Origin of the sequence: Caballeronia calidae, assembly GCF_900044055.2 — a bacterium.
Taxonomy (GTDB): Bacteria; Pseudomonadota; Gammaproteobacteria; order Burkholderiales; family Burkholderiaceae; genus Caballeronia; species Caballeronia calidae.
In genome coordinates, this window is sequence record NZ_FCOX02000054.1 from 22,056 (window position 1) to 43,782 (window position 21,727).

General features: G+C 60.8%; 19 protein-coding genes and 3 pseudogenes. 12 read left to right on the plus strand and 10 right to left on the minus strand.

The window, feature by feature from the left end; all coding sequences use genetic code 11:
• Nucleotides 1-27: 27 nt before the first annotated feature.
• From AWB78_RS32390 to AWB78_RS32400, 3 genes are read right to left on the minus strand one after another with little or no spacing between them, the layout of a single operon-like run.
• Nucleotides 28-867: an ABC transporter permease gene (locus AWB78_RS32390; RefSeq protein WP_062610707.1), complete on the minus strand. Its 840-nt coding sequence runs from the start codon at nt 865-867 to the stop codon at nt 28-30.
• Nucleotides 867-1,700, minus strand: a complete 834-nt coding sequence (locus AWB78_RS32395; RefSeq protein WP_062610708.1) for an ABC transporter ATP-binding protein — start codon at nt 1,698-1,700, stop codon at nt 867-869. Before AWB78_RS32395 ends, AWB78_RS32390 begins: the two co-directional genes overlap by 1 nt.
• Before the next feature lie 2 nt (nt 1,701-1,702).
• Nucleotides 1,703-2,731, minus strand: a complete 1,029-nt coding sequence (locus tag AWB78_RS32400) for an ABC transporter substrate-binding protein (protein ID WP_062610709.1) — start codon at nt 2,729-2,731, stop codon at nt 1,703-1,705.
• 432 nt (nt 2,732-3,163) lie between these two features.
• Here AWB78_RS32400 and AWB78_RS32405 point away from each other — a divergent pair, with 432 nt between their 5' ends.
• Entirely contained in the window at nt 3,164-4,291 is a 1,128-nt protein-coding gene (locus AWB78_RS32405; protein ID WP_062610710.1) for a porin, read from the plus strand.
• Between the two features lie 185 nt (nt 4,292-4,476).
• On the opposite strand, the gene AWB78_RS32410 is transcribed toward AWB78_RS32405, so the two are convergent.
• From AWB78_RS32410 to AWB78_RS32425, 4 genes are all read right to left on the minus strand, one after another.
• The gene (locus tag AWB78_RS32410; protein ID WP_062610711.1) at nt 4,477-5,496 is read right to left on the minus strand and encodes a zinc-dependent alcohol dehydrogenase family protein; all 1,020 of its coding nucleotides are present in this window, start codon (nt 5,494-5,496) and stop codon (nt 4,477-4,479) included.
• Between the two features lie 129 nt (nt 5,497-5,625).
• Nucleotides 5,626-6,057, minus strand: a complete 432-nt coding sequence (locus AWB78_RS32415; protein ID WP_062610712.1) for a tautomerase family protein — start codon at nt 6,055-6,057, stop codon at nt 5,626-5,628.
• Between the two features lie 177 nt (nt 6,058-6,234).
• Nucleotides 6,235-7,119: a beta-keto acid cleavage family enzyme gene (locus AWB78_RS32420; protein WP_062610713.1), complete on the minus strand. Its 885-nt coding sequence runs from the start codon at nt 7,117-7,119 to the stop codon at nt 6,235-6,237.
• A gap of 116 nt (nt 7,120-7,235) precedes the next feature.
• Complete coding sequence (locus AWB78_RS32425; RefSeq protein ID WP_062610714.1) at nt 7,236-8,642, minus strand: NAD-dependent succinate-semialdehyde dehydrogenase; 1,407 nt, start codon at nt 8,640-8,642, stop codon at nt 7,236-7,238.
• 161 nt (nt 8,643-8,803) lie between these two features.
• Between AWB78_RS32425 and AWB78_RS32430 the strand changes: the two genes are divergently transcribed.
• From AWB78_RS32430 to AWB78_RS32455, 6 genes are all read left to right on the plus strand, one after another.
• Nucleotides 8,804-9,100: a DUF1330 domain-containing protein gene (locus tag AWB78_RS32430; protein WP_062610715.1), complete on the plus strand. Its 297-nt coding sequence runs from the start codon at nt 8,804-8,806 to the stop codon at nt 9,098-9,100.
• 184 nt (nt 9,101-9,284) lie between these two features.
• Nucleotides 9,285-10,061, plus strand: a complete 777-nt coding sequence (locus AWB78_RS32435) for an enoyl-CoA hydratase/isomerase family protein (RefSeq protein ID WP_062610716.1) — start codon at nt 9,285-9,287, stop codon at nt 10,059-10,061.
• Nucleotide 10,062: 1 nt separating this feature from the next.
• Nucleotides 10,063-11,325 carry a CaiB/BaiF CoA transferase family protein gene (locus AWB78_RS32440; protein WP_062610717.1) on the plus strand — a complete coding sequence of 421 codons (1,263 nt, stop codon included), beginning with the start codon at nt 10,063-10,065 and terminating at the stop codon, nt 11,323-11,325.
• Nucleotides 11,326-11,388: 63 nt separating this feature from the next.
• Complete coding sequence (locus AWB78_RS32445; protein WP_062610718.1) at nt 11,389-12,750, plus strand: MFS transporter; 1,362 nt, start codon at nt 11,389-11,391, stop codon at nt 12,748-12,750.
• Nucleotides 12,751-12,778: 28 nt separating this feature from the next.
• Nucleotides 12,779-13,567 carry a TetR/AcrR family transcriptional regulator gene (locus tag AWB78_RS32450; protein ID WP_232477967.1) on the plus strand — a complete coding sequence of 263 codons (789 nt, stop codon included), beginning with the start codon at nt 12,779-12,781 and terminating at the stop codon, nt 13,565-13,567.
• 205 nt (nt 13,568-13,772) lie between these two features.
• On the plus strand, nt 13,773-14,942 hold the full coding sequence (locus AWB78_RS32455) for an MFS transporter (RefSeq protein ID WP_062610720.1): 1,170 nt from the start codon (nt 13,773-13,775) through the stop codon (nt 14,940-14,942).
• Between the two features lie 99 nt (nt 14,943-15,041).
• Here AWB78_RS32455 and AWB78_RS44075 read toward each other — a convergent pair.
• Nucleotides 15,042-15,341 (minus strand): annotated as a pseudogene (locus tag AWB78_RS44075) (helix-turn-helix domain-containing protein); the annotation flags it as partial.
• A gap of 87 nt (nt 15,342-15,428) precedes the next feature.
• On the opposite strand from AWB78_RS44075, the gene tnpA reads away from it, so the two are divergent.
• From tnpA to tnpC, 3 genes and pseudogenes are all read left to right on the plus strand, one after another.
• A complete protein-coding gene (gene tnpA, locus AWB78_RS49410) occupies nt 15,429-15,848 on the plus strand; it encodes an IS66-like element accessory protein TnpA (RefSeq protein ID WP_374729504.1) in 420 nt (139 codons plus the stop codon).
• Complete coding sequence (gene tnpB, locus AWB78_RS32465; RefSeq protein ID WP_053572846.1) at nt 15,845-16,189, plus strand: IS66 family insertion sequence element accessory protein TnpB; 345 nt, start codon at nt 15,845-15,847, stop codon at nt 16,187-16,189. The genes tnpA and tnpB overlap by 4 nt, the downstream gene beginning before the upstream one ends.
• A 30-nt stretch (nt 16,190-16,219) precedes the next feature.
• Nucleotides 16,220-17,810 (plus strand): annotated as a pseudogene (gene tnpC / locus AWB78_RS32470) (IS66 family transposase).
• A gap of 75 nt (nt 17,811-17,885) precedes the next feature.
• Here the strand turns inward: tnpC and AWB78_RS32475 are convergent.
• Nucleotides 17,886-18,593, minus strand: coding sequence for a GlxA family transcriptional regulator (locus tag AWB78_RS32475; protein WP_082883506.1), 708 nt, complete (start codon nt 18,591-18,593; stop codon nt 17,886-17,888).
• Nucleotides 18,594-18,790: 197 nt separating this feature from the next.
• Here AWB78_RS32475 and AWB78_RS32480 point away from each other — a divergent pair, with 197 nt between their 5' ends.
• Entirely contained in the window at nt 18,791-20,074 is a 1,284-nt protein-coding gene (locus AWB78_RS32480) for an epoxide hydrolase family protein (protein WP_062610722.1), read from the plus strand.
• Between the two features lie 70 nt (nt 20,075-20,144).
• Nucleotides 20,145-20,657, plus strand: coding sequence for an alpha/beta fold hydrolase (locus tag AWB78_RS32485; protein ID WP_062610723.1), 513 nt, complete (start codon nt 20,145-20,147; stop codon nt 20,655-20,657).
• Between the two features lie 232 nt (nt 20,658-20,889).
• Here AWB78_RS32485 and AWB78_RS48635 read toward each other — a convergent pair.
• Nucleotides 20,890-21,066 (minus strand): annotated as a pseudogene (locus AWB78_RS48635) (DUF3562 domain-containing protein); the annotation flags it as partial.
• Nucleotides 21,067-21,727 lie beyond the last annotated feature (661 nt).

Consider the following 21,727-nt stretch of genomic DNA (forward strand, 5'->3'; position numbering starts at 1 on the left):
GTGATGAGGGTTCGTGTCGCGTCACGCTCAGCGGATGCCTTCCGGCTGCCACTTGACGAGCCAGCGCTCCAGCGCCGCGATCACGAGGAAAAAGAAGCCCGAGAGGACGGCGCTCATGATGATCGCCGTGTAAAGCAGCGCCGAGTCGAAGGCGTAGGTTGCCTGGATGATCATCGCGCCGATGCCTTCCGTCGCGCCGATCCACTCACCCACGACCGCACCGATCACCGACATCGATGCCGCGATGCGCAGCGCCGAGAAGAGATACGGCAGCGATGCGTAGAGCCGCAGCTTGAAGAAGATCTCCCGCTTGCTGGCGGAGAGCACGTGCATCAGTTCCATCGCCTGCGGATTGACCGCTTCGAGGCCGCGCACCATGTTCACCAGCGTCGGAAAGAAGCACACGATCGCCGCGATCGTTATCTTCGGCTCGAGCCCGTTGCCCATGATGAGCACGAGGATCGGCGCCTTGGCGACGACCGGTATCGAGTTGATCATCACCGCGACCGGATAGAAGATTTCCTGCAGCGTCTTGTTGTGCACGAAGATCGTCGCGAGCACGATGGCCGCGAGATTGCCCAGCACAAAGCCGAGCGATGCCTCGACGGCGGTCGGCACCAGGTTCTGCAGCAGCACGTCGCTCTTCGCGAAGAGCGTCTCGAACACGAGCGCCGGCGACGGCGCGATGAACGGCTTCACATGAAAGCCTGCCACCACCGCCCACCACGCGAAGATGAGGCTCGCGACACCGAGCGCCGGCAGCATGCGGGCACGCCACATCTGCTGGCGACGGCGCGCGCGCCACGCTTGCGATTCCGCGTCCGGCACGCTCGCCGGCACGTTCAGGTTCATTTCGGACGTAGCCATCAGCAGGTCTCCAGTACGCGCCGCAGGTGCGCGGTGAGTTCGACGAATTCGCGCGTCTCGCGGATATCGAGCGTTCGGTCCTCGGGCAGATCGACCGGCACGATCTCCTTCACGCGGCCCGGATTCGCCGCGAGCATGAGCACGCGCTGACCGAGAAACGCGGCTTCATAGATGCTGTGCGTGACGAAGAGCGTCGTGAGGCCGAGTTCTTTCCACACGCGGCGCAGCTCTTCGTTGAGACGGTCGCGCGTGATTTCGTCCAGTGCGCCGAAGGGCTCGTCCATTAGCAGCACTTTGGGGTCGCAGACGAGCGCCCGTGCAATAGCCACACGCTGGCGCATGCCGCCCGACATCTCGTGCGGAAACGCATCCTCGCGGCCCTTGAGACCCACGAGCTCCAGCAGTTCGCGCGGCGTCGCGCGGCCGGCTCGCGCCTTGCCTTGCGCGACTTCGAGCGGCAGCTCGACGTTCTGGATCGCCGTGCGCCACGGCAGGAGCGCTGCGTCCTGAAACACGAACCCGATATCGCGCCGCTCACGCGCGGTCTGCGGCGCCGCGTCGAGCACGCTGATACTGCCGCGGCTCGGCTTCACGAGATCCGCGACGACGCGGAGAAACGTCGACTTGCCGCAGCCCGACGGCCCGAGCAGCGTGAGGAATTCGCCCTGTGCGATATCGAGGCTTACGCCTTCGATCGCGGTGACGCTGCGGCGGTCGGTGAAAAAGCGCACGTTGATGTCGCGGGCGCTGATCGCGCAATCGACGCCGTGCGGCAGCGCGAAGTGCGAGCTCGCCCGCTCCGCGCGCGGCGGATTCAAAGTGGCAGCATGCATGGTTACACCTTCAGGCGAGAGGAATGAGTGGCCTTGAGCACATCGAGCGTCATGACGTCATCGACTTTCGGGAGCGTCGCGCGGAACTGGCCGAGCTGACCGTACATCGCGATCTGCTCTTCCCAGACGCTCGCGTCCATCGCGCCCCAGCCCTGGGTCTGGGTCGTCTGAGTGAATGCGTAGCTCATCAGGGAATCGATCGCGAGGCGCTCGTCCGCGCGGTTCAGGTTCGGATACGCCTTCACGAGCATGTCGATGGCCTGATCGCGATTCTGATTGGCGTACATCCAGCCGCGCGCCGTCGCTCGCAGGAAGCCCGCGACCGTTTCCGGATGTTCCTTCAGCATCGACGTGGTCGCGTAGTACGGCAGCGCGTAGAGGCGCACGCCAGTGTCCCAGAGACGCAGGTCGACACGGTCCGCACCGAGCGGCTTCAGCGCCGTCGTGTTGGTCTGCCAGCCGGTCACCGCATCGACCTGACCGGCGACGAGCGGCATCATGTCCGCGCCGATCGGCACGATCTTTACCTGATTCTCGGGAATCTTGTGTTTCGCGAGCAGCGCGCGCAGCAGCACCATGCCCGTCGACTGAATGCCAATACGCTTGCCGATCATGTCCTGCGGCGAGCGGATCGGCGCCTTCTTCAGCGAGAAGAACGTGTACGGATGCTGCTGCAGCCCGACCGCGATGCACTTGATGGGCAGCCCTTCCGACACGGCCAGCATGATCGACGGGCTCGACGAAATCTCGCCCGCCTGAAAGCGCCCCGACGCAACGATCGCTACGCCGTCGATATTCGGGCCGCCTGGCTGGATATGAAAGTCGATACCCTCCTTCTCGTAGTAGCCGAGTTGCTTCGCGACGACCTCCCCGACCTGATTCCCGCCCGGCACCCAGCCGAGCTGCATATTCACGGTCGCGAGACCGCCCGCAAATGCGCGCACGGACAGCAGCCCGCCGCCCGCCGCCAGTGCGCCGGCGGTGAGGGTGCGTAGTGCGCGCCGCCGTCCCGCGTTTTCGATGATTGGCATCTTTGTCTCCGATGTTTTTCTGCGATGAGATTGCTTTCCGGCGTTTCTTTCGTCTAATGGGTGATGCCGGTTGAACCCATTGTCGGCAGCCAAAAGTGTCCGCGCATAGCATCATTTTTTGCGATGCGTGATGCCGAAATTAGAGCGGTCAAGATCGCGCCCTCATTCGAGTAAAAATGCCCGGGCGCGCTCACTTCGTGGCCCTCCCGTCACCGTCCGCTCTAAAAGTTCGCTCGTAGGTAGCCAAATTCGGTGCTATCCGGCGCCATTTTTGTTCCGCAAGAATTTCGAAACCGGGCGATTCGTCATTGTCGATGCGCGCCTGTTATCAGAAATGGGTTGTCGAAAGCCGGGATCGAAGACGCCATTGCGTACTTCGGGATCCTTACTACTACACGACATTCACGGTCAAACTCAATTGACAGGAAAGCCATGAAACGACGTTTGTTGGTCATCGCCGCAGGCGCGCTGTGCATGCAGAGCGCATTCGCCCAGAGCACCGTCACGCTCTATGGGCTCGTTTCGACCGGCATCGTCTATGCGAACAACCAGCGCGGATCGGACAGGCAGGGGCATTCGACTTGGCAATTCTCCAGCGGCCCGATGCAGACTCCTCGTTGGGGCATGAAGGGCACCGAAGACCTCGGCGGGGGCGTGAAGGCGATTTTCACGCTCGAGAGCGGTTACAACATCGGCAACGGCACGCTGTCGCAAGGAGGGCGTGAGTTCGGACGGCAGGCATTCGTCGGATTGTCGTCGAACACACTGGGCACGCTCACGGTCGGGCGGCAGTATGACGAGGCGGTCACACTCTGCATGTTCGAATCGGCGTGCCAGTTCGCGGCTTACGGGACCCACATCGGCGACAACGACAACGTGTTTGATACCTTCCGCATCAATAACGCGGTTCAGTACAAGACTATCAACTATGGCGGTTTCCAAGCCGAAGCGCTGTACGGCTTCTCGAACAAGGCCGGCGGCTTTTCCGACAACAACGCGTACAGCGCTGCAGTGCAGTACCGCCGAGGGCCGCTGTCGCTGGGGGCGGCCTTCCTCTTGATCAATGAGCCGAATGATCCGAACAACACCAACGGCGCGGTCGTCGGCGATTACGGATTCACTTCGCCATTCGTCACCAATCCGGCGACCGGCTCGGGCGTGCGTCGACAGATGATGTATGGCGCGGGAGGCGCATATGCGATCGGAGCGGCGAACGTGTCGTTCCTCTACACGAATGCGCGCTTCGACTACCTCGATCAGTCGAGACTGACACTGCAAAACTTTGAAGTCTCGCTCACAGACTATGTACGTCCCGATCTGCTGCTGGGCGCGGGCTATATTTACACGACAGGGCAGTACCATCCACAGGATGCGTCGCCCGCATGGCATCAGGTAAATGCGGGGGTGAACTACTTCCTCAGCAAACGGACGGACCTGTTCGTGGTTGGCATCTATCAACATGCGGCGAAGGACGCGCCCTTTGCCCAGATCTACACGCTATCGCCCTCGACGACGAAGAATCAGGTCTCCGCCGTCGCTGGGCTGCGTCATCGGTGGTAGTGCAGCGAGAGAGGACGGCCAGCAATCGGAGCGCCGCGCAGGCCGAATCGCAACGTCTCTCTTCGTCCGTTTTCCAACATGGATCGTACCGGTCGGATAGAGCGGTGCGAGCGTACCTCGCTCGCGAAACAACAGACTTACCGTCTTTTAATCGAGGTTCCTCCGCGGCTGTCGGGCGACGAAACTCAGCGCTCCGCGAACACGAGCAGCGGTTTGGCCTCGTGTGCGGCGCTCTCCGCAGCCGTGAATGCTTCAAGTGCGCAATCGATGCGGTAGCGGCGCGCTGCAGGGGGCCTCAAGGTTCCATCGGCCATGCGATCGAGCAGGCTGCACAGCGTTCGGCTGCCTTCACTCACGCCCTGGCGCGCAAGCCACGAGAAGATGAGCCAGCCGCGCACCTCGGCACTCGAGTAGATCAGTGCGGGCGCGAAAATCGGCATCTCGAAGGCCGCCGGGTCGGACTGACGGTGCGACGATAAGGCTCCGTAGACGAGCAGGCATCCGTTCGGCGCCAGCTGACGCACAAGCGTAGCGCCTGTGCGGCCGGCGACGCAGTCAATCGCTTTCACGATGCCATTTCCGCCAGTAGCTTTCATCAACTCCTCGGGCCAGCTTTCGTCGCCGGTGCATAAGACGACGTCACCGCCAAGATCCTGGATCTCAGCGACCTGCTCTTGACGGCGCACGAGGTTGATGGTCCGGAACCCCTGCGCTTTGGCGATCTGCAGCACAAGGCGACCGACCGTCGAGCCGGCCGCGCTCTGCACGAGCCAGTCGCCGCGGCCGAGCTGATGCTCGGAGATGGTCATTGCCCATGCCGTCATCGGGTTGATGAAGGCCTGTGCGGCGTTCTCGTCGGAAATCGTCGCCGGAACGGATATCGCCCGTTCAGCCGGGCTGATGACCTGCTCTCTCCACGTTCCAGGCACGTTCAGTAAGACGACGCGCTCTCCAATCCGCGTGCGCGACACCTCGTTGCCCACGGCGTCGATGATTCCGACGCCCTCGGACCCGGGCGATGCGGGCAATTCAGGCTGACGCTGACGCGCGAAACGTCCACGGATGACGTGCAGATCGGACGGGTGCACGGGCGTCAGCAGCATCCTCACGCGGACTTCAGTTGGCCCTGGCGCGGGCTCGGGCAAATCGCGCCATTGGACTACCTCCGACGGCTCGCCGTTTTGTTCAATGATCAGGGCCTTCATGTGCGTACTCCTTCACTCGAATTGCGGCGTAGATCATGCCGCCGAGGGCACGACATGCGGCGAAAGCCGGGCTTCGTCGCATGTCAGTCGAGTTCAGCCTAAGAGTCCTTTCAGACGCGGCTGATCGATTCAGCCTTCACTTGGATCAAAGGGCGATGCGCGGTTTTCGAGCTTCCATTTCTTCTCGGCTTCGGTATCAGGCCGAGGTGGTCGAATGCCGTCGATCAACCACAGTTCACGCGGCGTCTCGCCGACATGCAACTCGTAGTGGTAGCCTCGATCCTGGACAAATGGCGCAATTGCAGCGTTCGCCTTGCGAAGCCAGGACTGCGTCCACTCGACGTCCTTCGAAATGTGTCTGGCGAACTGATCCAGTCTGATTCTGACAAAGTCATCCCGCGGCTCCCCTCCCATGTAGAAGGAATCTTTCGGCTGTTCATGAAATAGAACGCCTACATAGAAGCGAGGAATGATATAGATGTCGGCAATTCGCTTTGCCATCTCATGCTTGTCATCTGCCGTGTAGGCGCCGACTGGATGATAGATATTCCACAAGGGCATTTTTGTCTCCATGCATCAATAGATGCCGCGTTTCCTACGTCAGAACATCCATTCTCGTGCAGAGAAAAGATGAATCAGACGTGAGTGCGGCGGCGGTATAGGTAGCCCGGAAACAGGCTACAACTTAGAACCACTGCGCTTCGCAATGCGGCGTGCTTAGGGAAGCCGCGTCCTGACTTATTGGCGACGGGCAAGGCCGAGTATGTCGCGAGCCTCGTCCGGCGTTGCCACTTCTGCGCCGATGCTTTCGATGATACTGACCGCGCGTTTGACCAACGCTGCATTGCCCGGCGCCAGTTTCCCCTTGGCAAGGTAAAGATTGTCTTCGAGGCCGACGCGAACATGTCCCCCGAGAATCACGCTTTGAGCGACGATCGGAAATTGCGCCCGCGAGATGCCAAACGCCGACCATCGGGCATTGTCGGGCAGATAGCGCTTCATCTGCAGAAGGCTCTCGGTGTCGGAGGAGGCTCCCCATGGCACGCCAAGGCATAGCTGGAACAGCGGAGCCTGCAGAATCCCCTGCGTTTCTATCAGGTGGCGCGCGAGCCGGATGTGCCCGAGATCAAATACCTCGATTTCCGGCTTAACGCCTGCTGCCTCGATCAAACTTGCCATTTTGACGAGATGGCCTGGCACGTTCACGAATGCGCGATTGCCGAAGTTCATGGTCGCTACGTCCAGCGTGCAGATCTCCGGACGCAACTCGAGCACATGCCGGACGCGAGCCTCGGGCGTCATCATCGTACTCAAGTCACTTCCCCGGTTCGGGTCTTCGTCGCTGGGAACGAAACGTGCACCTGGGCCCGTCGTCAGATTGATCAATATCGGGCACCCGCTATCGCGAATACGCGAAACGACTTCCCTGTAGAGCGGCAGCTCCGTGCTCGGAGCGCCAGTATCAGGGTCGCGTACGTGAATGTGTGCGATGCTCGCTCCGGCTTCGCATGCCGCAATGGCCTCTTCGGCGATTCGCTTCGGTGTAACGGGTACCGCCGGACTCAGACGCGGGGTGTCGTCGCTTCCAGTGAGTGCACAACTGATAATCGTCTTGCTAGTCATGGTGTTCGTTCAAAGAAATATGAATGAAGTGCCACACTCGCGCGCCCCGCCATGTGGCCGGCTTCATGCGTCCGCGGACGGACATGGCAATGACCGTGCAGCGCGCCGAGCTACGGTCAGGCGGCCCGCGCGGGGCCGATCGGTGCTGCTCCCACCGGCGCAACCTTGATTAGCTTCTTGTTGACGAATTCGTCGAAACCCAGCAAAGACAGTTCTCGCCCAAAACCCGAGCGCTTGACGCCACCGAAGGGCAACTCCGCTGCCGTGCCGAACGGCTGATTGATGAACACCATGCCACTGTCGATGTGCGCGGCGACGCGCTCGCCGCGCTCGGTATCCTCGGTGAATACCGACGCGCCCAGACCGTACGGCGTGCCGTTGGCGAGCGCAATCGCGGCGGCTTCGTCCTCGACGACGTGGAACGCAGCGACGGGGCCAAAGAGTTCTTCGGCGAAGACGGGATTCTGCGGCGAAATGTCGGTCAGGACAGTCGGCTGCAAATAGAATCCCGGGCGCTCGACGCGCCTGCCTCCACACACGACGCGTGCCCCATGCGAAACCGCGCGATCGATCTGCTCGAGCAGCAGCTTCAACGCGCGCTCGGACGAAAGCGGAGCGACTGCGGTTGCCGGATCCATCGGATCGCCCGTCTCGAGGGCCGCCATCCGCTTCGCAAAACCTTCGAGGAAAGCGTCGCCGCGCGCCTTGCCGATCACGACGATGCGCTTGGAGCCAACGCAGCATTGACCCGCATTGAGCATGCGGCCCGCGACCGCGCTTTGGATCGCCCAATCGAGCGGCGCATCCTCGAGAACGATGAAAGGGTCGCTGCCTCCCAGCTCGAGCACGACCTTCTTCAGATTACGGCCGGCACGCTCGGCGACCGCGGCGCCGGCGCGCTCGCTGCCCGTCAAAGTCACGCCCTGGACGCGCGGGTCGTCGATGACGCGGCCGGCCTGATCGATCGATATAAACAAGTTCGTATATACACCTTCAGGCGCACCCGCTTCCTCGAATAAACGAGCGAAAGCCAACGCCGACTGCGGCACACTTTCGGCATGTTTGAGCAACAGGACGTTGCCCACCATCAGTTGCGGACCGGCTACGCGCGCAATCTGATAGTACGGAAAATTCCACGGCTCGACGGCGAAGATTGCGCCGATTGGTTCGATATGAACAGCGGCGCCCGGCGCTTCCTCGAGAGGGCGTGGTTGAAGATATGCATGCGCGTGCTTTGCGTAGTAGTCCAGAATACTTGCCGACGAATCCACTTCCTTGCGCGCTTCACCGCTGCGTTTGCCCATTTCCAGTGTCAGATAGCCTGCGTATTCGTCGGCTCTTTCCCTCAACAATGCAGCCGCGCGCGACACGATGCGTGCCCGGTCGCCGATGGGACGACGTCGCCAGTCGGTTTCGAAAGCGCGCTGCGCGGACGCGAGCTTTTCTTCGAGCAAGTCGTCGGATATGTCGTCGTAGGTGGCGAGCAGTTCACCGGTAGCAGGATTGATGGTCGTGTACGGCATTGAATTTCTCCGCTGAAAAGTTGTATCGGGTCATCGCATGGACTGATGTTAACACCGTTATCACGCCCCCCGACCAGCTTTTTCGGATCAGGAATAACCCTCATTGAAATGAATGTTAACGCCGTTATCATACCCATGTATCACTCAACAGGGGAAGCGAAATGGCAAAGGGATATTGGGTGGCAGCGTATCGGGCGGTCCATGACGCAAGCAAGCTTGCGGCGTACGGCGTCCTCGCGACCCAAGTGGTAAAAGCCGCAGGTGGAAAATTCCTGGTCCGAGGCGGTGAAGTCGTCGCGTTCCAAGAGGGTCTCAAGGAACGGACGGTCGTGGTCGAATTCCCGAGCTTCGAGCAGGCACTCGCGACGTTTCGGAGTGAGCCTTATCAGAAAGCGCTGGCAGTACTCGGAGATGGAGCCGAACGGGACGCGCGAGTGGTCGCGGGCCTCGACGATTGAATACTCGAACCGCGCCTCGAGTCCCGTCGTAGTTTGACTGTCTCTGCTACGGAAGAGAAACGAACCTCAGTTGCTTTTACTTGTTGCCGCCAGAGAGTCCGCAAGTGTCGATATGCTGCCCAAATGTTAGGCATGTTAACACCATGATCGGAAAAACATTTGAACTTGATGAAATGGAGCAGAGATGGACGAAGCAATTGTTCAGAAGGAAATCAAAGGGAATGTGACGGTGCTTACGATGATTCGTCGCCCGCACAACTTGATGGGCCCGACGCTTTATCGCGCACTGCTCGACGAATTCGACGAGGCGGTGCAACGCGGCTCGCGGGCGATTCTGTTGCGCAGCGGTCTTCGGCACTTCTCCGCCGGCGCTGAAGTCTCGCTGTTTCCCGAGCGCATTGCCACGCGAGGAAAAGCGTTGATGGACCCGCTGGAAGTGCTGCGAGGCTTCGAGACGCTCCCTATTCCGATCGTCGTCGCAGTGAACGGCACATGCCTTGGCGGCGGATTCGAAGTAGCGCTCGCCTGTGACTTCAGCGTAGTCGCCGAATCCGCCAAGATCGGTTCGGTCGAGGTTGCACTCGGTTTGCATCCGCTCCTCGGCGGCATACAGCGTCAGGTGATGCGAGCCGGCCCGGCGCGTGCGAAAGAACTGGCGTTGCTTGGTCGCCGTTACGACGCCGCCACGCTCGGACGCTGGGGCCTGATCAATCTCGTTGTGCCCGACGACAAGCTCGACGAAGTCGCGCTGTCGGTTGCGCAAGAACTGGCCGCCGGGCCGACTGTCGCGCATGCCGCCACCAAACGGCTGGTGCGGGTCGCGGTCAACGAGGGGGTAGCTGCTGCCGACGAAGCAATGTTCGAACTGCAAAAGCCGATCTGGGCGTCGCAGGATCTCAAACGTGGACTGGAGGCCTTCGACAAGACCGGCCCGGGTACCGCCATTTTTGAAGGAAACTGACATGGCCGGACCGCTCGAAGGACTCAAAGTCGTAGATTTCTCGCGGGTGCTGGCCGGCCCGCTGTGCGCCCGGACGCTTGCGGATCTCGGCGCAGACGTGATCAAGATCGAGCCGCCGCGGCCGGACGTGTCACGCGCCGCGTTCCCGAATCGCAACGGCATGTCCGGCTACTACGCTCAGCAGAATAGCGGCAAGCGCAACATCAGCATCGATCTGAACGCACCGCGCGCACGCGAGCTCGTGCTGCGCCTGTGCGACGAAGCTGACATCGTCGTGGAAAATTTTCGAGCCGGCACGCTCAAGGGGTTCGGGCTCGACTACGAGACGCTTTCGCTGCGCAATCCAAAACTGGTCTACGTATCGATCACGGGCTATGGGCAGCGCGGTCCCTGGGCGTCGCGCATGGCGTACGCGCCGACCGTGCAGGCCGAAACCGGATTCACGCACAACACGCTGCGCCATTTCGACAGCGCCGGCGACGGCCGCAAGTGGACCGATCCCTTATCGCACGCGGACGTCTATGCAGGCCTTCAAGCAACAATCGCCGTGCTCGCGGCAGTGCGCAAACGTGAAGTTACCGGACGCGGCCAATACATCGACGTGGCGATGGCCGCCGTGATGTTGTCGATCAACGAACGCGCTCACCTCGATCTCGCGGATGTCGATACCGGCGCCGAGCCGGGCATTCTCGGCGCCTCCGATGGCCCGCATTTCGTCGGCCCCGGCGGTGAAGAGTTCGTCGCTGCGCAAAGCATCGTCGGCAGCAACACGTTTCCGAACTACTTGCGCGCCATGCGGCGCATGGACCTTGCCCAGGATCCGCGCTTCAACACAGCCGAGCGCCGCCGGCAGAACTACGACGTACTGCATGCCGTCATCCAGACGTGGATGCGGTCTTTTCGCGATCTCAAGACGCTCGACGCGCAACTCGACGAGGCCAAGATCGCGATAGGCCAGATCCGAACGCTCAAGGAACTGGCCGAGACCGACTGGGCAAAGCAGTGGGGGGCCGTGCATGAGGTTCCGGATCGCCGTGGCGGATCGTATTTCATTCACGGCTATCCTTGGCGCTTTTCCGAAGACGAGCTTGGAATGCGCAGCGCGCCGGCTTTTCGCGGCGAGCATAACGAGCAGGTGTTCCGCGAAGCGGGCCTCACGGATACCGACATCCGCGCTGCAATCGACACGGGCATTCTGGTCGGACCGCCGCCGACCACGAAAGCAATCGATGCCGCTGTACTTTTGGAAGCACGCGCCAGCTAGCCGCAACCGGAAGCTGCGGCGGCATTGCGGGCACACTCTCGACACGACACGTAGGAAAACCGAATGGAACTGATGAATCAAGCCTGTGTACACGAGTCATCGTCAGATGACGCCCTCCTGCGGAAGGCCTACGCTGCGGCGCAATGGCGGATACTGCCGATACTTTTCTGCTTGTGGATGCTCGCGTGGGTCGGTCGTTCCAACGTGGCCTTCGCGAAGTTGCAGATGGTCGTCGACCTGCGATTCAGCGAGACGGTGTACGGGTTGGGCGCCGGACTCTTCTTCGTCGGCTATGTGCTGTTCGGCATGCCTACTACCATGCTGCAGAAGAAGTTCGGCGCACGCGCTGTGCTTGCCGGTGTCGCCGGCGCCTGGGGCGTGACGAGTGTTGCGATGACCTTCGTCAACAGCGCACCGACGTTCTACGCATTGCGTTTCCTGCTCGGCGTATTCGAGGCGGGTTTCTACCCGGGCGTCGTGTTGTACTTCAATGCTTGGTTTCCGGGGAAGAGACGTACCCGCAATTTCAGCATCTTCCATTCGGGAGCGCTCTTCTCCACGGTCACGATCGGTTTGACAGGCGGTTTCGTGCTCGAGAACCTGAATGGACTGGCGGGATTTCACGGCTGGCGATGGATGTTCTTCACTCAGGCTATCCCTACGGTCGTGCTGGCGTGTGTCGCGTTCGCAGTCCTTCCGAACGTGCCCGGTAGCGCGAAGTGGCTTTCCGCGCGACAGCGCGAGCTCGTCGAGAACGATCTCAGGAAGAACGCCGAAACGATGAACGATGTCGGCACAGTTGAGCGCCCCCTGCTACTCAACCCTGCTGTCTGGATTCTCAGCGCCGCGTACTTCTGCCTTCTTGCCGCTACGGCAGCACTGTTTTTCTTCTCTCCGACGATTCTTCGGGAGGCGGGATTCGAAGGCTACAAGGAGATTGGCCGTGCAGTTGCCGGCGCCTGCATTTTCGGGGCACTGGGCAACGTGCTCATCTGCAGCATCGGCGGCGCACCGCATCGACGCCGGAGCTTCTGTGCGCTGGCGTCGGTCTTCACTGCGGCAAGCCTCTCGGGGCTCGTTTTTTCCTGGCATAGTAGTGCCGGTGCGACATTCTTCCTGCTCGTTCTTGGTTTCGCGGGAACGGGTGCTGGTATTTCGCTCTTCTGGCAGATGTCCGTGGGCCTGCTCAGCGGCAAGTCTCTGGTGCTTGGCGTACCGTTGATCAGTTCCGTTGCCAACGTCGCCGGTTTCTTGACGCCCATTCTTATCGGTTATGTTCGCGATGCAACGGGAACCTATGCGAGTGGATTCATCATGGTGGCCTGTGTCCAGGCACTTGGCGTCGGTGTTCTTCTGTTCGGCGTGCAGCGAATCATGAGACCGCGATCGCGCGCTGCTGATATATCCGTTCAAAACGCGGTGTGATTCGTCGGGGCCCACGCAGGCGCGGCAGATGTTATCGTGGGATTCACTTTATTGCGTGCGTCTCCGCGCCGAATTTATAATCGTTGCCTTGTCTTGTCCCTCGAATGAAGGTCACGTGAGTCCCAAGTCATCTATTGCGAAGAGTGCGGAGTATCATCATGGCAATTTGCGCAACGCGCTCATCGAAGCGGGGCGAAGCGCGCTCATGCAGGTATCGGCGCAGGACTTGAGCCTGCGTTACCTCGCGCGCATGGTGGGCGTGTCGGAAGCCGCGCCGTCGCGGCATTTCGCGGGGATCGACGAATTGCTGGCCATGATCGCGGCGAGCGGCTATCGTGACCTCGCTGCGCTACGCGTTGCGATCCGTGACAGCGAGGACACCGCGCTCGGCAAAGCGTACCGGATGATGCGCGCGTATATCGAGTTCGCGCAGCGCCACAACGGGCTGTTCAGTCTGATGATCGGGCCGCGCATCGTGGCGCATCAAGCGTTTCCAGAGCTCGCCGAGGAAAGTAACAGGTCCTTTGGCTTATTCTCCGACACAATCGAGGCGCTGGCTATCGAGAGTGGCTGGTCCCGCTCCGATCTCAAGCTCGTGACGCATACCGCGTGGAGTCTGGAGCATGGTCTCGCCACGCTGATCCTGGCGAACCGCGCTCCGCGCGCGGACACGAAAGTGGCCATTCCAAAGTTGATCGACTTCGTCGTGATGACGCTACTCGGCGCCATCACGGCAGGTCCGGATCAACTTCAGAGCGTGATTCAGCAATGCGCGCACTCCCAGAAGCCAGTGGCTCGCAAGCGCGCCAAAGCGTAGTCATCGTTGCGGTGGATAGCGCGGCACCTGCGACGTGCACTACGGCGCTGCGCAGGCGTGTGAGAATTGGAGATATCAGCACCCGACTTCAGGAAGGCGATTCCAGGCATCGTACGGCAAACTTCTCGCCGTCATGCGATCATGAGCAACGGTTTCGCGTTCATTCACAAACGCGAGCGCTTCTACCACCTCCTGATTGCCTCTCATGCGCCCATTCAGCGCCCTGCTCGTACTGAGCGGCACCCTGCTCACCGCCAGCGGGTATGGCGCGACCTTTCTTCTCTCGATGCACTTCCGGCTTCTCGGCGGAAACGATCTCGACACCGGAGAAGCGCTCGCGGGAGCCATGCTCGGCACGTTCAGCGGCATCTCGCTCGTCGGCTGGTTCGCTCAGCGAGTCGGTGCCGCGCGCATGACGGCGCTATCAGCCTTGTTTATCGCCGTCAGCCTGGCGGGTTTCGGTTTCATCGAGCACGCGAGCCCGCTGAACGTGTTGCCTGGCTTCCTCATGGGTTTCGGCTGGGGCGCCTTCTATCTGGCCGCGCCGATGTCGCTGGCCGAGCGCACGAGCGATGTTGACCGTGGCCGCTGGTTTCTTCGCCTCGGGACGTTTCAAATGACAGGCATGACCGGCGGGCCCGGACTCGCGGCGTTCACGATCGGCTACTGGCATTGGTCCGTCAGCAGCGTGCTCTATCTCACCGGCAGCCTGTGCATCGTCGGCGCAATCATGCTGGAAAGCTTCGGCCGGACGACGCCGATGACGCACATCTCGTCGATCCCGAAACGAAACCTGCGCGATATGCAGGCGATATTTCGCACGCGTGCGGTCTATCCGATCGTCACGATGGCGCTGGGCGCATGCGTGTTCTCGGGTCTCATGACATTCCAGATGTCGCTCATGCAAGGCACGCGCGCGCATGCGGGCACGTTCTTCAGCATTTATGCCGTGACGGTCGCTGTGACGCGCTGGCTCCTCGGGCAATTTGTGATTCGGGCACGCCGCGACCTTGCGACGAAAGTCTTGCTCACGCTCATCGTGCTCGGCATCATGGCGACGTTCGCGGTGCCCTATCACGTGATGTTTCATGCGGCGAGCGCTGTCTTGGTCGGCACCGGATTCGGGCTCGTTTATCCAGTCATCGAGACACAGGTAGTCAACGATTCCGACGCACCTCATCGGCATGCCGCACTGACGTGCTTCGTTGCCTCGTACTTTCTCGGCGTGTTCGGGTTTCCTGCGCTCGGCGGGTGGGTACTCGTCCACTTGGGCACCGGCGTGTTGATGACGCTCATCACTCTATGTGGACTGACGGCGCTCATGCTAGCCATCGTGCGAGACAGGCGTGGCATCGACACGCTCTCGCACGCTTGAACTCACCCAAGGTTCCGGCGCGCCGCTTCAGGCAGTTCAGTAACACGACGCCGTCGAGATAACTGCAGAGCCTTCGTATCAGATCGTTCGTCTGCGCTTTCAGGCCATCACCGAGCGTCCGTTTCTTCGAATGGCCTGAGGCGGCTGTCCAAAGGCTCGTGTGAATGCCTCGCGCATGCGTCGGGCATCGGTGAAACCGGTTTGTTGCGCGATCTGTTCGACGCTATGACGACTTCGTTCGAGCATCAGCCGCGCAGCTTCCAGACGCAACCGCTCGACGGCCTTGGCCGGCGACTGTCCCGTTTCCGCACGAAACGCTCGACTGAACTGTCGTGGACTGAGCCTTGCGACCTCGGCTAACTCCTCGACTGACAACGGCTGCGCCAGATTCTTTTTCGCGGTAAGCGGCTCGCGACGGCCATTCTCGACGGCTGAGCGAACCGGTTGGTAGTTTAGCTCCCACTAAATAATTTGGTGGGAGCTAAAGTGGACGAGACATTGAGTCGGATCGCGAAGTGCAAGCGACCAAACTTTCAGGTGGAAACCAAGCGGCACCTGGTTGAGCAGACCTTTGAAGCAGGGGCTTCGGTTTCGCTGGTTGCTCGCCGTAACGACGTCAACACCAATTTGCTGTTCCGGTGGCGGCGTCAGTATCTGCAAGGAGTGTTCGGCGCGCCATGTCCAGAGCATGCGGCGGCGGCTGCCTCGAAACCTGATGCCAGCTCGACGGTACTTCTTCCAGTGAGCGTTGTCGCGGAACCTTCGGAGGCAACGCCCATGATCGACGATACCAACTCGCCGCCCGATAACGTCTGCGAGATCGAATTTGATCGTGCACGCGTTCGAATCTTCGGTGAGGTCTCGCCGGCGCTGCTGCGGCTTCTCATTCGGGAGCTTGCCCGATGATCGGCCTGCCGGCGGGCACGCGTGTCTGGCTCGTTGCCGGCATCACCGACATGCGCTGCGGCTTCCAAGGGCTGTCCGCAAAGGTGCAGACAGCGCTCAATGAGAATCCACTGGACGGTGACGTCTTCATCTTCCGCGGGCGCCGCGGCGATCTCGCGAAGGTGCTTTGGGCTACTGAGGACGGACTCTGGCTGCTCGCGAGACGGTTGGAGAGAGGGCGTTTCATCTGGCCACAGGCCGATGGCGGCAAGATCCATCTGACGAGCGCACAGTTGTCGATGTTGCTCGAGGGCATTGACTGGCGACAGCCACGACGCACCGCCGCGCTCTCGATGTTGTAAACCGCGAGGAAGGCTCGTAAACTGCGACGCATGTCCGATCAAGCGCCGCTTCCCGATAACGTCGCCGAGCTCCGTGCCATGGTGCTCGCGCAACAGGCATCGCTGCTTGAGCACCAGGTATCGATTGCGAAGATGGTGGAGGAACTCGCCGCGCGAGATGACGAGATCGAGCGCCTGAAGGCGCAGATCGACAAGCTCAGGCGGATGCACTTCGGGCGCAAGTCCGAACAACTCGCCAGGCAGATCGACAAGCTCGAGGCGCAGCTGGAGGACCTGACCGCCGGCCGGGGTGCTGCCGAGGCGCGTAACGAGCGCGACAGGACACCGAATGCGCCGGCCAGCAAGTCGCCTTCGCGAGAGCCGCTCCCGCCGCACCTGCCGCGCGAGGAGATGGTACTCGAGCCTGATCCGCTCTGCCCCAAGTGCGCGACGACCATGCAGCCGCTGGGCGACGACGTCTCCAAACAGCTCGCGCGTAGCCGCCGCATTCAAGGTGATCCGCACGATCCGACGCAAATTGCTTTGCCCCGGCTGTGGCCATATCGAACAACTGCCGATGCCGAGCCTGCCGATCGAGCGCAGCATCGCGAATCCAAGCCTGCTGGCCGATATTGCGGTATCGAAGTTCGCGGATCACCAACCCCTGTATCGCCAGTCGGAGATCGCGGCCCGCGACGGCGTGACACTTGATCGCGCCAGCATGGGCCGCTGGGTCGGCCAGATCGTTGAACTCTGCATGGTGCTGGTCGAGGCGATCCAGCGCTACGTGCTGGCTGCCGGCAAGCTCCATGGCGACGACACGACGGTTCCCGTCCTCACACCGGGCAACCAGAAGACGACAACCGGCCGATTCTGGGTCTATGTGCGCGACGATCGACGCTCGGGCTCGACGGAGCCTGCGGCAGTTTGGTTCACGTACTCGTCGGACCGCAAGGGTGTTCATCCACAAACACACCTCGCCAACTTCAAGGGAATCCTGCAGGCAGATGCCTACGCCGGCTTCGATCAGCTGTACGCAAGCGGCGACGTCTTCGAAGCGGCATGCTGGGATCACGCGAGGAGGTACATATTCGACGTTCACGAGCGTACGCCGACTCCGGATACCCAGAAACTGCTCGAGATGATCGGCGAGCTCTACAGCATCGAAGCTGACATTCGCGGCAAACCTCCCGATGAGCGGTTGCGTGTGCGGCAGGAGAAGAGCAAGCCTCTGCTCAACACGTTCGAATCGACGATCAGGGCCAAGCTTGCGACGCTGTCGAAGAAGTCTACGCTTACGGGCGCGATCAACTACTCGCTGAACCACTGGACGGCGCTCACGTTCTACTGCGAGGACGGACGCGCCGAGATCAGCAATGTGCTTGCAGAAAATGCCCTGCGTTGTGTAGCGTTGGGCAGGAAAAACTATTTGTTCGTTGGCTCCGACAGCGGCGGTGAGCGCGCGGCGGCAATGTACAGTCTCATCGGCACGTGCAAACTCAACGAAATCAACCCACGTGCCTACCTCGAATACGTGCTCACACATATTGCTGACCACAAGGTCAACCGCATCAACGAACTGCTTCCCTGGAACGTGGCCGACAAACTGAAGCCGGCAGCTGCGCCCACGCCCACCGTTTGACTGGGTAGATCCAGATAGATCGTGTCCACAATCATGAAACGATCTCACGCGATCTACAAGGACCTCCACACGCTCTCACATCATGCCCCACGCGCGCGCGGATCGGGGACCGGCCCTGCCGAGCCGCTTACTTTTCGCGTACGTCAACGCGGTTTGAATCCGATCCGACTTCGCATCCATTTCGAGCAGCGCGGAATGCTGTGACTGCCCGCCGGCGCGTCGATGAGAGACGACGAGCGTTTGCGCCACCGATCGTGCGAGATCGGCACCGAGATCGGCTTCGACCAGCGCCAGCGCGAGGTCGATTCCCGCGGTCATTCCGGCCGATGTCCAGACCGGACCATCGACGACATAGATCCGGTCCTCTTCGACGCGCACCTTCGGATAGCGCGCACCCAACGCGCGGGCATAGATCCAGTGCGTGGTAGCTCGACGGCCATCCAGCAAGCCTGCCTCGCCAAGCACGAAGGCGCCCGTGCAAATTGACGCGATCCGCCGGGCCGTCGCCGCGCTGTGGCGCGCGAAGGCGAGCAATGCCGGCGACACGGGCACTTCATTCGGATCCCCTCCGGCGAAGACCACCGTATCGAACGTTCGATTGCCGAAGGGTTCGGTCATCACGGCGGGGCCGCCGGTCGGTTGAACCGGCGCGCCGCTCTCCGACAGCGTCAGCGTCTCATAGAACGGCCGACCGATCCTCCGGTTAGCGAACAGGAAGACCGGCTGCGCGGCAAGCGCCATGGCGTGAAACCCTTCCAGCACGACGAACGCAATGGTCGGCACAGCGGCTCCTGAATGACGTCCCGAAAGCGTAGGTTCTACGTCCTTTACGACATGGACGCGGAATCATATAAAGACGCTATGGATGAACGCAATCCGATTGACCGCTCACGCAGTGTCGTTTGCAGGCGCTCGATCGAGTCATCCAGCTCCAATTCTAGTTCTCGTTCAGCCGTCCCAAAGCTCAGGAAATCGTCATCATGAAAGGGTTGAAGTCCATCGCCGTCGGTGCTGCCCTCGTCGCAACACCGTTTGCCTTTACGACCGCTCCCGCGCTTGCCGCCGAGCCAACCGTACACTCCGTCGCATCGGCCGATGACGTGTCGATTCGTCCGTTCAAGGCGCATGTCTCTGACTCGCAACTCGCCGATCTACGCAAGCGCATCGCCGCGACGCGCTGGCCGGATCCGGAAGCGGTCACGGATCGTTCGCAGGGCGTGCAGCTCGCAAGGTTGCAGGCGCTCGTGAGCTATTGGGGTAACGGCTATGACTGGCGACGCGCGGAGGCGAAGCTGAATGCGTTGCCGCAGTATGTGACCACCATCGACGGCGTCGATATTCATTTCATCTGGGTGCGTTCGAAGAACCCGAACGCCCTGCCCCTCATCATGACCCATGGCTGGCCAGGATCGGTCTTCGAAGAATTGAAGGTGATCGGACCTTTGACGAATCCCGTGGCCTACGGCGGAAGCGCGGAAGATTCGTTTGATCTGGTCCTGCCTTCGATGCCGGGCTACGGCTTCTCCGGCAAACCCAGGACTGCGGACTGGACGCCGGATCACATAGCGCGCGCGTGGGACGAACTGATGCATCGGCTCGGCTATCAGCACTATGTGGCGCAGGGCGGCGACTGGGGCTCGGTCGTTGCCGACAAGATGGCCGCACAGAAACTGCCAGGCTTGCTCGGCATTCACGTCAATATGCCGGCGACTGTGCCCCCGGAAATCGCGAAATCCTTGAAGGCGGGCGACCCGCCGCCGGCCGGGCTCGATGCGAAGGAAATCGCCGCATACAAGTCGCTCGACAATCTCTACACGAGAGGCGGTGGCTACGCCGCCATGATGGTGACGCGTCCGCAGACTGTCGGCTACGCGCTCGCGGACTCACCGGTCGGGCAGGCCGCGTGGATGTATGACAAGTTCGCGGACTGGACCTATAGCGGTGGCAATCCCGAGCGCTCCCTGACGAAAGACGAGATGCTCGACGACATCACGTTGTACTGGCTGACGAACACGTCGACATCGGCGGCGCAGCTCTACTGGACGAACAACGCGAACAACTTCAACGCGGTCGATATTTCGATTCCGGCGGCGGTCACGGTGTTCCCTGGCGAGATCTATCAGGCTCCGCGCAGCTGGACCGAACAGAGCTACCACAAACTGATCTACTTCAACGAAGTCGACAAGGGCGGCCACTTTGCGGCATGGGAGCAGCCTCAACTCTTCTCGGAAGAGATCAAGGCCGCGTTCAAAACCTTGCGTTGAGAAGTCCGTTGCCCGATCCGTCTGTCGCGTATCAGGCTGCTTGCATAGCGGAGGGAGAGAGGAGACTTCGATGTCCAATGAGATCAACAAGCGTCGTCGACGCTTCATGGCAAAAGCTGCAGTCACCGTCGGCACGATGAATCTGCTCCTGAACGGCCGCGCGAATGCACAATCCAGCGATGCAACTCGAAACACAGGTGGTACCGCGGCAGGCACACCTATTAACACGATCAGGCATATCGATGCCGGGGTGAGGAGCATCGGTTACGCCGAAGTCGGTCGAGCCGGTGGCCCATTCGTGATCCTGCTTCACGGCGGGCCGTACGATATCCATAGCTTCGCTGACGTCGCAGCCCGACTCGAATCTACCATTCACGTGTACTTTACGTCGAACGGCGCGCGGCGACATGGAGGCTATGCGGAAGCGACGATGACCAGTGTCACCGGTCAGTCAGCCGTGCCGATCCCGACCATGAGCGGAGCAAGGAAGCAGGACGCCAGCATCGGCGCGATGCATTCGCCTCTTGAACCAAGCTCGCGCTTTGACGTTTGCTCTGCTTCAGTGTTTGTGCACGGAAATTAACCGCGTGCTAAAGCCGCACAAAGCTGACGAACTCATGTACCTCTTCGAGGCACTGGGGACGGATGCAATGCTGCTTGTCATCACTTGGCGTGTCGTTTGGAGTCTGAGGTGGCGGTGCATCGAACTCGTCATCGTGCTTGCGATCAACAAGAGCGCGTTCGTGATCGTCTTTGCCCTTAAAGGGAGGCACAGTGATTTGTTCAATCCCGCCGATGCGCAGCGCCGATTTCCCGTTCCGCAGATCCTCGCGTACACGTTTGATGACCAGAACGGTTAGGTAGTCGAAGATCCGTGCTCCCTCGCTGAACTCGGCCCACGTCGCTTCGAACATCTTCAAAACAACTTCCGAAGGCGTGTTGAAATCCTGGGCGATGGCCTTGACGATTTCGTCAATACTCGGCTGTGCCATAACGCCCCTCCTGGGAAGACGGAATTGCATGTGGGGAGGACATTAGACAGGAGCGATTCCGCGCCCGCCAATTGAATCGCACTATCTTCCGACGTAAAGCAGTCGACGTTTTATTGTCTGATGACACCTCTGCACGACGACGGCCGACGAATGCCGCTTCGCGATCGCTTCATATTGATCCTGCGATTCCAAGCTACCCCGACGATATGGAAACGTGCGCTTCCGCTCTTATCAGCCTCCGCCGGTGGTTCATACTGTCGCGGCACGCTAGGCAAGGAGCGTGCACCCTTATTTGCCCGCCCTTCCCCAAGGACGGGCTTTTGTTTAAAGAGCTCATTTAATACGTTTTCGTCTTGCCTACTAGCCACGGCAGTCAGACCTTTCGGCTGGGCTTCCGTCTGCGCGTGCGTTGCACACCTTTCAGAGCGTCTTCGACTACCCTCGCGGTACGGACTCTTCTTCTTCGACATGTGGTCCGCGCCGTCCCGGCTTGGCGATGACCAGATGCACGATTTCAACGACTTAGACAAGGAACCAGGCTAAGGATGAAAGCCGAAGAATAATCAACGAGCGCGACACAGGTGGGTCGCCAGGCGGCCCATGCTCAGGGTAGTCATATGCATCTCCACGCGATGAATGACGCGCCGTTATAGATATTTGT